At 42.3% G+C, this 11,433-nt stretch carries 12 protein-coding genes; 2 read left to right on the forward strand and 10 right to left on the reverse strand.

The window, feature by feature from the left end; genetic code table 11:
* Nucleotides 1-188 precede the first annotated feature (188 nt).
* From EHS13_RS22855 to EHS13_RS22895, 9 genes are all read right to left on the reverse strand, one after another.
* Complete coding sequence (locus tag EHS13_RS22855; protein WP_227013483.1) at nucleotides 189-542, reverse strand: DUF2752 domain-containing protein; 354 nt, start codon at nucleotides 540-542, stop codon at nucleotides 189-191.
* 22 nt (nucleotides 543-564) lie between these two features.
* On the reverse strand, nucleotides 565-909 hold the full coding sequence (locus tag EHS13_RS22860; RefSeq protein WP_155702609.1) for a DUF4234 domain-containing protein: 345 nt from the start codon (nucleotides 907-909) through the stop codon (nucleotides 565-567).
* A gap of 166 nt (nucleotides 910-1,075) precedes the next feature.
* Nucleotides 1,076-1,999: a hypothetical protein gene (locus EHS13_RS22865; protein WP_155702610.1), complete on the reverse strand. Its 924-nt coding sequence runs from the start codon at nucleotides 1,997-1,999 to the stop codon at nucleotides 1,076-1,078.
* Nucleotides 1,996-2,529, reverse strand: a complete 534-nt coding sequence (locus tag EHS13_RS22870) for an RNA polymerase sigma factor (RefSeq protein WP_155702611.1) — start codon at nucleotides 2,527-2,529, stop codon at nucleotides 1,996-1,998. The genes EHS13_RS22865 and EHS13_RS22870 overlap by 4 nt, the downstream gene beginning before the upstream one ends.
* Before the next feature lie 325 nt (nucleotides 2,530-2,854).
* Nucleotides 2,855-3,865 carry an LLM class flavin-dependent oxidoreductase gene (locus EHS13_RS22875; protein WP_155702612.1) on the reverse strand — a complete coding sequence of 337 codons (1,011 nt, stop codon included), beginning with the start codon at nucleotides 3,863-3,865 and terminating at the stop codon, nucleotides 2,855-2,857.
* Complete coding sequence (locus EHS13_RS22880) at nucleotides 3,862-4,587, reverse strand: DsbA family oxidoreductase (protein WP_155702613.1); 726 nt, start codon at nucleotides 4,585-4,587, stop codon at nucleotides 3,862-3,864. Before EHS13_RS22880 ends, EHS13_RS22875 begins: the two co-directional genes overlap by 4 nt.
* 113 nt (nucleotides 4,588-4,700) lie before the next feature.
* A complete protein-coding gene (locus tag EHS13_RS22885; RefSeq protein WP_155702614.1) occupies nucleotides 4,701-5,183 on the reverse strand; it encodes an RrF2 family transcriptional regulator in 483 nt (160 codons plus the stop codon).
* Nucleotides 5,184-5,311: 128 nt separating this feature from the next.
* Nucleotides 5,312-6,259 (reverse strand): L-threonine 3-dehydrogenase, encoded by a 948-nt coding sequence (locus EHS13_RS22890; RefSeq protein WP_155702615.1) that lies wholly within the window; start codon nucleotides 6,257-6,259, stop codon nucleotides 5,312-5,314.
* 32 nt (nucleotides 6,260-6,291) lie between these two features.
* The gene (locus tag EHS13_RS22895) at nucleotides 6,292-7,482 is read right to left on the reverse strand and encodes a glycine C-acetyltransferase (RefSeq protein WP_155702616.1); all 1,191 of its coding nucleotides are present in this window, start codon (nucleotides 7,480-7,482) and stop codon (nucleotides 6,292-6,294) included.
* Between the two features lie 135 nt (nucleotides 7,483-7,617).
* Between EHS13_RS22895 and EHS13_RS22900 the strand changes: the two genes are divergently transcribed.
* Nucleotides 7,618-8,169, forward strand: coding sequence for a helix-turn-helix domain-containing protein (locus tag EHS13_RS22900; protein ID WP_155702617.1), 552 nt, complete (start codon nucleotides 7,618-7,620; stop codon nucleotides 8,167-8,169).
* An 80-nt stretch (nucleotides 8,170-8,249) separates the two neighbouring features.
* Entirely contained in the window at nucleotides 8,250-9,404 is a 1,155-nt protein-coding gene (locus tag EHS13_RS22905; protein WP_227014058.1) for a trans-sulfuration enzyme family protein, read from the forward strand.
* 78 nt (nucleotides 9,405-9,482) lie between these two features.
* On the opposite strand, the gene EHS13_RS22910 is transcribed toward EHS13_RS22905, so the two are convergent.
* Nucleotides 9,483-11,414: a family 20 glycosylhydrolase gene (locus EHS13_RS22910; protein ID WP_155702619.1), complete on the reverse strand. Its 1,932-nt coding sequence runs from the start codon at nucleotides 11,412-11,414 to the stop codon at nucleotides 9,483-9,485.
* Between the last annotated feature and the right edge of the window lie 19 nt (nucleotides 11,415-11,433).

Consider the following 11,433-nt stretch of genomic DNA (forward strand, 5'->3'; position numbering starts at 1 on the left):
ATACCACATTTTCACAGAAAAACTATTCCTTTTGTCGAATATTCGCTAATTGGACAATTAATGTTCAAGAAACTTTGAGCAGCGCATCTAAAAAAGCCTAAAAAAATAAAAAAAACTTGCATTGAGCAAAAAAACAAGCGTAAAATTATTCCCCAGGTTGATGAGGAGAATTCTACGCTTACTAAATGTTAAAGCTGTACAGGTGCCAACCAAGAAAACATAGGGATATTTCTTAATATCCCAAATGATACAGTCAAGACCAACATTACAAACATGACATAATCACTAAATTTCTTATAACCTTTTAATCTAAGAACGGAATACAAAACATAAATCGGTAACAATAGGAATAAAAGGGAGTTGAATCTAAATGCTTGAGCTAAATTAAAGTCCATTAAGGAGGTAATCACTCTTGTGATCCCACATCCTGGACAATATAAACCAGTCAAAGCATGAAACGGACAAGGAATACTAAGGTTGAAAACAGGTGCCAATACTTTTAAATAAAGCACACCACCAGCAGTTAAAGAAGTCCCCCACAACCATCTAGACTTCCATGTCGGACTAAGCTTGTGCCAGTTTATTAACATCTGACTGTACCAAAGCATAAACTACGATACTCAAGCCTACGAAATTTAGAACAAGATAAAGCACCGAATTATCAGTTACAAACTGACCACGTCTATGTTGGGCTTCCGCAATATGTTTACCAACCTGATAAGCCCATATAAAGCCCCATATTCCACAAGTAACAATAGTTAGAAGAAAATGCTTCCCTCCAGTGAATTCTGGATCTCCACTTAGCTCACCGACATCATTCGTCAAAGCAATGAACCAGAATATCCCATAAATACCGCATGTAATCAACGTTAATACAATTTCTGTCGCAAGACTCTTTTGTCTAATCACGATACACCATCCTATAAATTAGTTATAAATCTAGTAAAATTTATCATTTCACATAGACCCAACTGATAGATTATACCAACTATAGGAAGTTATGCATAGGATTTGTTGATCTTATGAACAATAAATTATACTTACCCATGTAATAAGGCCTATTTCCCGTATTATTTTAATTATCAACTAGAACAAGTTTATCTTCACCAGCTGCATACTTATAGTTTTTAAGCTCCCCGTTTGAATTAATTTTAATTTGGAATATCCGCGTAATAGGGTCATAAAATACATCATCGTCTGGATGTTCTCGAAGAGCTTCATAAACGTTTACATATTCAATTCTTTCGCCTATTTTTTTGAAAATAAAAACTTCGTTGAAATGTAAATTTTTATTTTTTGCGACAACATCGATAACTCCATCCCCATCTAAATCCGTCTCAGATACGGCTGAATCTATACGGAATTCCTCCACAGGAATACTATTTTCATAGGATAACCAGAAGCTGCACACTACTTGCGGACCGCATGAGCCAGATAATCTAAGATACGATTCTCCAAAAGCATTACTTTTAACAAATTCGACTTCCGTCATACTGCCAGGTCCAAATTCAAATAATTCATTTGGCAGTGCATTAGGCAGATCCGTAAGCTCAATCCCAAAATACGGACCTACTCCTGCTTTTAAATAAACTAGAAACTTCCCAATCCCCTTAAATTCAGTCTCTTCTTTAATAGTAACTGTTGATTTGTCTACCTGCCCCAATTGCGTCCGTTTGTAACCACTATCAGATAAATCCAATGGTGATTTAAGCGAATATTGGTAATTCAGTGTTCTTTCTTCTATTACTGCCGTTGCTGCTCTATTAGTAGTTGATTTTGTTACACTAATATTGGTGAGGCTGCTATCTTGGAGAATCATTATGAGAATAATTCCTAACAACATAGCAACTGAAGCCGTAATAAAATATTTCTTGATTTGCCTGCTTGGGCTAATATTAATTCGGCGAATTACTTCATGCTTCATTTCTTCGGTAAATACAGTTTTTTCAAACGATCCTCCCTTAGCAACCTCATACCAATATGGCTTAGTGTTCTTCACTCTATCATCCCCTTTAATTTACTCTCCACTTTTTTACGGGCGCGAAACAACCTTGATTTCACTGTTCCTTCTGAAATGTTAAGTAAACAGGATATTTCGCGAATGCTCAGCTCATGCTCCAGATCAAGCACTAGAACTTCACGCAGCTTGCTCGAAAGCTTCATAATAATGCTCCAAATTTCTTCAACGGATTGTTTGCCTATGTAAACTGCCTCTGCTGAGCTCTCCGGTTTTCCCTTTATAACATGGCCAATCAACAATACCCTGCGAAAATAACTGGACCTCATTTCATTAATTGCAATGTTTCTTGTGATGGCTAATAACCAGGTTTTGAAGGAAGATTGTCCTTTAAATGTATGCATCTTATAATGCGCCTTAATGAAAACCTCCTGAGCAATATCCTTAGCCTGCTCTCGGTTATTGGTTATCCAATAGGCGTATTTCCATACATCATCCCCATATTGATTCATAAGATTATACATCTCTGTATTATCAACAAATTCAATATATTTAAGATATTCCGATTCCATATATTCACCTCCAACCTATTAGACAAGAACGGAAAGCACTTGGTTCCCTAAAATTTACTATCCATCTACCCAATCATTAACCAAAGCTAACTCATACAAATATACCGTAATCTACTTTGAATTGAATAATATTGGAGGCGGTAATTATATGGCTTGTTCTTGTACAAAACACTCAGTTAAATCGAAAGTTCTCAAAAAACAAAAGCCTGCTAAAAGACCAGGACTTATCAGTAAGCATGTATGCAAGTGCTCAAAGAAATAAATAGAACAGGAGCAAGACAAAAGACTGCCGGATAGTACCGACAGTCTTAATTAATAAAATATTTTACTCCTTCATACCAAAAGCCTCTGCAATGAGCTCATAGGAACGAATTCGTGCTTGTGGATCGTGAATAGGACTATTGATCAAAATTTCACTGATATTGAAATCGGAGCCCATTTGCAGCAGCCGTTCCTTTACTTGAGCTGGTGTACCAACTACACGACGCTCGCGGGATTGCTGAATATGCAATAGATCGCTTTCTCTATAAGGGTAATCGCGCGCTGTCTGAACAGATGGAAGAAATGGCATCTCGATTCCTGTTCGGATACCCAAAAACAATAAATCACTGCTCATCGCTAGTTGGTTAGCTTCCTCTTCTGTCTCGGCGCAGATTGCAAGTGTCGCAATCATTGAACGAGGATGATCTTCCAAATGCGGTTTTTGCTCAAAATGCTCATTGTAGTATTGCGTTGCTTCTTCACCGCCTGGTGTGCTGAAAAATTCTGCAAAAGCGTAAGAGGTACCTAAGGACGCTGCAATTCTCGCGCTTTCACCGCTTGAGCCAAGCAGCCATATTTCCGGTGCTGTTGGAATGGAAGGAGCAGCTACTAGTTTTTCAAAGGAATGGCCTTTGGGCAAATCATCGTAGAAGTACCCGACAATGTCTTGTACTTGCTGCGGGTATTTGGCTACGTCCACATATTTATCCTGCTGAAGTGCACGCGTGGCAAGCGGCATACCTCCTGGAGCACGGCCAAGGCCAAGATCAATTCGACCTGGATGAAGAGCCTCCAATAGGCGGAAATTCTCGGCAACTTTATAAGCACTATAATGAGGAAGCATAATGCCTCCTGATCCGACACGAATTCGCGAGGTTGCAGCAGCCAGATGGGCAATCAGTACCTCTGGGCTTGAAAAGGCAAGCGCACGCATAGAATGATGCTCAGATACCCAGTAACGTCCATAGCCAAACACCTCAACTGCTTGAGCAAGACATGTTGATTCCTGAAGTCCAGCCGTAGCACTCCGACCCTCACTTATAAAAACCTGATCCAAAACCCCCAGTTTAATCATAAGGATTCCTCTTTTTTGTCAGGGATCAAGCAGCTGTCATCAATACACAATGCACCTTCTTCAGAACCTTTAAACTCAACAAGCGGATGATCTTCATTCCATGCCTTTTGCAACGCTTCAAGAAACACGTCACTTGGCTGCGCTCCTGAAATAGCGTATTTGCGATTAATTACAAAAAATGGAACGCCTCTTGCCCCAAGCTGGCTGGCTTCCTGCTCATCAGCACGCACTTGGGCAGTATATTCATTACTAGTTAACACGCGAAGTGCCTCCAACCGATCCAAACCAATTTCTGCTGCCAAATCCGCTAGCTGTTCAGGATCACCAATATGCAGAGCATCCGTAAAATAGGCTTTCAGCAAACGTTCCGTCAATTCCAAATGCTTGCCTTGAGATGCTGCATAATGGGTTAGCCGATGAGCGTCGAAAGTATTTGTTTGAATAGTGCGATCGAAGTGGAAGTCAACACCTACGACTTTGGCTTGCTGGGTAATCTGAAGTGTATTCTGAACAGCTTGTTCGCGGCTCAAGCCATACTTAGCCACAAGCATATCATGAACACCGGGATTCCCATCCCGCTTGGCTTGGGGATCCAGCTCAAAGCTTTTATAAATGACCTCTACTGCTGATTTATGCGTAAACTGCTGCAATGCTGCCTCGAATTTGCGTTTGCCAATATAACAGAATGGACATACATAGTCTGACCAAATTTCCACCTTCATTTGCTGCCGCCTCCTTGTTCTTATCTGTGTGTTATTTAGCACAGTTGCAGATAAATAAAAAGCCATTAAACTGTTGCATATATTGCACAGTATACGATCAGATTTATTCGCTGTCAAACATTAGAATGGACTGAGTTAACATTCCCTCCCGATTGAGTTTCATTCAACCGTTTTACCCAATCACCAATCGTATAGTTTCCAAGCACCTCTAGCAGAGAACGATCCATTTCATCTGTCAGCTCACCAAACAAAGTATTCATTTTCAAACCAAAAGTACCCGTTCCTGCAGTATCCTTAATACCATAAATCAGCGGTGCGCTTACCTGCAGGATAGTATAGACCTCTGCCAGTGTAATAGTCTCCGGTGACCTTCTTAATTTATATCCGCCATCTCGGCCTTCGCGCGTTTCCAGAATTCCGCCCTTAGTCAAACTCGATAAAATCCGCCGCAGCAGAGTAGGCTCAGATTGCAAATAAACAGCGAGCTCTGCGCTCGGGCAAGTTATTATGTCATCCTTGGCTAGAATTACAAGTGCTTGCACTGCTAATCCGAACCATTTAGGGTGGTGTGAGCCTATGCATTTATCCATGTTCATTCTTAATCGCCTCCCTGTTAGAATTGTATCCAAATCCATGTTGGAGAGCAAGCAGGAATCATTGACTGAAAAAAAAGGCTTTCACAGAAACAACTCTGTAAAAACCTTTATCTTTGTAAAAAGCTTCGTTAGCCCGCAAACTTAATGGACAAATGCGCGAGCATTTCTTTAGTCATTTTCTCGAGATTATATTCTGCGTTAAATCCCCACTCTTCTTTGGCTGCGGTGCTGTCAATTGCATTAGGCCAGCTATCCGCAATCGCCTGCCTGACCGGATCCACCTGATAAGCGAGCTTAAAATGAGGAATGTGCTTTCTTATTTCTGCAGCAATCATTTCGGGTTCGATACTCATTGCAGATACATTAAAAGCATTGCGATGCTTGAGCTTGGATGAGTCTGCCTCCATTAGTGTGATGATGGCTTCAAGAGCATCCGGCATATAAATCATATCCATGAAAGTACCCTGTGAAATATAAGAAGTATAACTGCCTTTCGCAATGGCATCATAATAAATTTCTACCGCATAATCTGTAGTTCCTCCGCCCGGAGGAGTTATATAGGAGATGATTCCGGGAAAACGCAGCCCCCGTGTGTCTACACCGAATTTGTTATAGTAATAATCACACAATAATTCTCCCGATACTTTACTGACACCATACATGGAAGTTGGTCTTTGAATGGTTTCCTGTGGAGTATTATTATTAGGTGTTGTTGGTCCAAATGCCCCAATAGAGCTTGGAGTAAAGAGTTGGCAATTCAATGTTTTAGAAACCTCTAACGCGTTTAGTAGCCCACCCATATTCAATTCCCAGGCTAACAATGGTTTTGCTTCCGAGGTTGCAGACAATAACGCAGCTAGATGAATGATTGTATCCACTTGATATTTATTGGCGATTTCATACATGGCTTGAGAATTGGTGACGTCTAGAATTTCAAAAGGACCTGATGCTCCTTGTGTAGAAGCTTTTTTTATATCCGTAGCAATTACTTGGTCTGTATTATAAATTTGCCGTAATCTAGAGACAAGCTCCGTACCGATTTGACCCGATGCTCCTGTAACCATTATTTTTTTCATCTGAATCCCCCTCACTGTTGTTTAGTTCTTTTCTAAATCAGCTTCAGCTCTTTCCCTACTTTTTCGTAGACAGATAATGCTTTTTCAAGCATAAGAGGAGTGTGCGCTGCAGTTGGCATATTTCTGATTCTTCCGCCTCCTTTTGGAACCGTTGGGAAGACGATCGCTTTGGCATAAACTCCTTCTTCATAAAGCCTTTTGCTAAAAAGCTGTGTCATCTTTTCATCCGCAATAATGCATGGAGTGATTGGAGTTTCACTTTTCCCTATATCAAAGCCTAGATCTTGAAGTCCCTTTTTCAACAAATTACCGTTCCCCCATAATCGACCCATGAGGTCTGGACTGGTCTTAATGATGTCTATTGCCACAATACATGGTGCAACAGCAGCTGCGGGCAATGAAGTTGAGAATAGAAACGGCTTGCTTCTGGCTTTGAGCCAATCAATTAATTCCCTTTTACCGGCTACGTATCCACCTACAACTCCGATAGCTTTGGAGAGTGTACCAATTTGAAAGTCCACTTGATCCGAAAGTCCAAAGTGCTTAACTGTACCGGCACCACTTCCTAGAACTCCAGAGCCATGAGCATCATCCACATAGGTTATGAGGTCATATTCAGCTGCAATATCAATGATTTCTGGAAGCTTGGCAATGTCTCCATCCATAGAAAAAACTCCATCCGTAATCACCATGAGCTTCTTATATAAGCCGGATTCTTTAGCTGCCTTCGCTTTGATTCGTAAATCATCCATGTCGGAGTGACTGTAACGGATAATCTTGGCCTTGGATAATCTGCATCCTTCGATGATTGAAGCATGATTCAATTCATCGGACAGAATCGCATCGTTCTGATCCATTACTGCCGAGATAGCTGCCATATTACAATTAAATCCGGATTGATAAACGACAACAGCTTCTGTTTTCTTGAATTCAGCTAGCTTTTCTTCTAGCTGCACATGAACATCTAGTGTTCCATTAATTGTGCGGACGGCTCCCGCCCCTGCACCATATACATTCACAGCCTCAACGGCTGCCTGAATTAATCTTGCATCGGTTGCTAATCCCAGATAATTATTCGAGGATAAATTGATGTACTCTTTGCCTGCAATTGTAATTACCGGGCCGTTGGCCCCCTGTAAAGGGTCGATTACATTGTAAAGCCCTTTACTTTTTAGCTCATTCAAATTTTCGGATAAAAAATCAGTTAACTGTTTGCTGGACATAATTCCGCCTCCTCTATATACGTTATACTATACACATGTATTTAATAACGCACAATATATTATTTTGAAATAGTCGACTTTTGAGTTTATTTACGTTACCATTGTTAAAAAATGAAGACCGCGGGGAGAGATCTTATGGAGCCAATACATATTAAATTGGGCAAAAACTTAAAAGCAATCCGTAATAGCAGAGGTCTAAGCCTTGATAAAGTGGCTGAATTAACCGGAGTTAGCAAAGCCATGCTTGCACAAGTCGAGCGCGGCGAATCCAGTCCATCTATTTCGATTATTTGGAAAATTGCCAATGGATTACATTTGTCATTCACTACATTAATCGAAGAGCAAAGTCCTTCTATTTCGATAGTCAACAGTGCCGATATAGAACCCCTATTAGAAGAAGAAGGAGCGTTTCGCTCTTATCCCCTATTCCCATTTAGCCCGCACAAGCAATTCGAGATTTATTTAGTTGAAATGGATCCAAATTGTTATTTCGAATCTGAGGCACACAGCGCCGGAGTGGAAGAATACATCATGCTTTTACAAGGGGGGCTGGAAATTGCTTTTAGCGGTAGCAGCCATTCCATCAAGCCAAATGAATCTCTTCGATTTATCGCTGATCAACCCCATAGCTATCTGAACAACACGGACAGTATGGTACAATTCCATGTGCTTATTTATTACCCTTAGTATTTCATTTCCACGGTATATAATAGAGTATTCATATATGCACTATCAGGGAGAGATGCTGATTGAAAAAACAAACTTATGTGGTACATGACCATCATGATGAACGGCATCAGGGTGCGGCAACGTTTCCTATTTATCAGAATAGCTTGTTTACATTTGCCAACTACGACGATTTTGATGCAGCGTCGAGCCATTTTTTCGATCATTTCGTCTATTCTAGAGGGAATAATCCGACCGTACAGCAGCTCGAGAAACGGCTGGCTGGACTTGAAGGAGGCGAGGAAGCACGATGCTTCGCCTCAGGTATGGCGGCCATATCTGCTGCCGTAATGTCTGTCGTCAAACAGGGCGATCACATCGTTTGTGTTGATCAGGCGTATGGTCCGGCACGGGTAATGATGGGCACGTATTTGCAAAAGTTCGGCGTTGCGTGCTCTTTTGTCGACGGAACGTCAATCGATGCCGTTGCAGCCGCCATTCGTCCAAATACATCACTGCTGTATTTAGAAAGCCCGACTTCGCTGGTTTTCTGCTTGCAGGATTTAGAAGCTTGTGTGGAATTAGCCCGGCAAGCTGGCGCTACCACAATTATCGATAATACATGGGCAACTCCATTCTTTCAGAACCCACTCAAGTATGGCGTCGATCTGGTTGTACATTCGATTTCCAAATATATTGGCGGGCACAGCGATATAACCGGAGGTGCCATTGTCGGTTCACATGAAAAATTGGAACGCTTGAACCAAAATGAGTTTATGCTGATCGGCGGTATAATGACCCCCCATACAGCGACTTTGGTATCACGAGGACTGCGGACGCTGCCGCTACGACTGGAACGGCATCACAAGAACGGTGTAAAGATTGCCGAATTTTTGCAGACTCTCCCATTTGTGCGCAAAGTAAATCACCCAGGACTATCTTCCCATCCCCAGCACGAGTTGGCCGTTCGCCAAATGGAAGGATTCAGCAGTTTGTTTTCTTTCGAAACGGATATCCCCCTACATGAAATGCGGACATGGGCAGGCAATCTGGAATATTTTCGGATCGGTGTCAGTTGGGGCGGCTATGAAAGTCTAGTGACGGTACATAATTTAAAGCAAGAAATTGATTCAATAGCAGCTACCTCACAATCTATAGTCCTCGTTCGCTTGTATATTGGGCTTGAGGATCTGGAAGACCTGATCCTCGATATCCGGCATGCCTTCGAACGGATCGGTGTGACTATAGTGGATTGAATTTTGTTAAATGCGCTTAACACGAGTAAGGGCAGACGAATGTTTCTATTCGACTACCCTTTCCCTGTCACTTATGTTTTATAATGAGCGCTCCACACCTAAGCTATTTAGCTTCTCTTTGCATTGCAGCCTGATTTTCTCAATAAATCCAGCGCTTTCATCCAGTCCACTTGATGTGCAATTCACGTATCCGTTGCTCCAGCGATTACGTTTCAGCCATAGCTGTTTGAAGTCGCTCAGAATAAGTTCGGCGTCCCGAATCCAGCCTTCCAGCATTAATAGAACTTTAGGCTCAGATTCGTCCTCGAACAACATGCATTTGAGCTCCCCTAGTTTACACGCAAGGAGAATCAAGCCGATCCCATTGTGAAACTCTGCATCCAGCAATGAAGCATCGTGGCAACGCATATCAACGCTCTTCATACAGCGCTCCTGTTCGCTTACATAGGAAGCAACTCGCTGAAAATCACTGATGGTCCGATCTTTTAATACATCACGGTCGTCCAAGCCTTTGTGGAAGATCCGACCCAATATGCTGCCATCTTGAATACGATGCTGCTCCAATAAATAGGAGTTGCCGAGATCGAGCAGCAAGCCACCAATTGTTTCATTGCGATCCTCGAATACGAAGACATTGAGAAATTTGGCGATGTCCATATCACGGTTATTGTCCACCCGCCAGCTCAAGGCTGCTCCATAAGCTAGGCCTGGATAGATAAACGGAAAGTGATGCAGGCTAATAATGTCGTACCAATGCGTGTTCAAAAAACCAGCCGCTCCATTAGCTTTGCCGTGTATCGCTGCTTGAAGCAAATTCTCCTTCATGTTGTCAGTGCGTCCGACGATGGAATTCCAGCAGCTTGTTCCTGGACAAACATAGAAGGGAACTCCGGCTTCGCGGAATTTCCGTCCATGCTCAGCAAACGGATGCTCTGCTTCATAGCCCCATTCTAGAGCGATTGCATCTTGCGGCAGCTCAGTGATTAGTTCAGGATCTTTGATGATAATATCACCCCAGAACATCATCCTTTTGCCGCGCCTTTTCACCGTCTCAGAAACCTGGTGCAGAAAATCAAGATATATTCGCCCCGCTCCGACTTGCTCCGCAGCTTCTTTGTTCTTTCCTTTACCGAGCTCATAGGTTTCATCAAAACCAACGTTGTACATTTCCGACGAAAAATACGGCAGCAGATCGTCCTGCATCGTTTCCACCAGCTCAATCGAACGCGGATCCGCTGGATTTAATGTGCCTGCAGTTAGAAACAGGCTCTCATTGTACCAATATCCGCCGGGACACTCTGCCAAATCGGCAAATTCTTTGCGCGCAAGCCATGCATCCATATGCCCAAAGCTGTTCTGATTCGGAACAAGATCAATAAAACGTTCAAGGCAGTATCGATTGAGAATGAGTATATCCTCTCCGGTCATCGGAGTTCCTGTTTCCCAGACTTCCGGAAATGATGGATACGCAAACGAGAATCCTTCCATATAAAGCTGGAGCTGATTCATTTTCAAATCGGCCATCTCGTCGACAAGCTTGAACAACGTTTCCATTGTTGGAATTTTATTGCGACTGATGTCGAATAACAACCCTCTGGCTGCAAAATCCGGCTCATCCTCAATCGTAAGACACGGCAGCACTTTGCCGAATTGATGCAGCAGCTGCTTCAGCGTACTGACTGCATGAAATGCCCCTGACAGCGTGCTGTAGCCGATTCGAATCCCATTCTCATCTATGTTAAGCGTATATCCTTCTGTTGAAAGGGTTTCTGTCTTCTCATCTTCAAATGTAACGCTGGCAGCTTGTTTACCTAGTCGGACTAGGACGATATCAGCACGTATTTGCGTATAATCCAGTATTGCCGACTGAAGCCTTCTTGCAGTGAAAAACAGCTCGTCTTTCTTCTCGGCGGGTATACCGATGATAGCAGCCCTCTTCATAACATACTTTCCCTCAAAAACAGTTAAGCTTTTTGGATGCGGAACCAGCATCAACTTATTTACGTTCATATATATCCTCCCAAACCTA

This window comes from Paenibacillus psychroresistens, from assembly GCF_009728935.1.
GTDB classification, from domain to species: Bacteria; Bacillota; Bacilli; order Paenibacillales; family NBRC-103111; genus Paenibacillus_AC; species Paenibacillus_AC psychroresistens.

Excerpts from the sequence above, each read along its gene's own strand:
- EHS13_RS22870 (WP_155702611.1), bottom strand. The coding sequence starts at position 2,529 with ATGGAATCGGAATATCTTAAATATATTGAATTTGTTGATAATACAGAG.
- EHS13_RS22875 (WP_155702612.1), bottom strand. The coding sequence starts at position 3,865 with ATGATTAAACTGGGGGTTTTGGATCAGGTTTTTATAAGTGAGGGTCGG.
- EHS13_RS22880 (WP_155702613.1), bottom strand. The coding sequence starts at position 4,587 with ATGAAGGTGGAAATTTGGTCAGACTATGTATGTCCATTCTGTTATATT.
- EHS13_RS22885 (WP_155702614.1), bottom strand. The coding sequence starts at position 5,183 with ATGAACATGGATAAATGCATAGGCTCACACCACCCTAAATGGTTCGGA.
- EHS13_RS22890 (WP_155702615.1), bottom strand. The coding sequence starts at position 6,259 with ATGAAAAAAATAATGGTTACAGGAGCATCGGGTCAAATCGGTACGGAG.
- EHS13_RS22895 (WP_155702616.1), bottom strand. The coding sequence starts at position 7,482 with ATGTCCAGCAAACAGTTAACTGATTTTTTATCCGAAAATTTGAATGAG.
- EHS13_RS22900 (WP_155702617.1), top strand. The coding sequence starts at position 7,618 with ATGGAGCCAATACATATTAAATTGGGCAAAAACTTAAAAGCAATCCGT.
- EHS13_RS22910 (WP_155702619.1), bottom strand. The coding sequence starts at position 11,414 with ATGAACGTAAATAAGTTGATGCTGGTTCCGCATCCAAAAAGCTTAACT.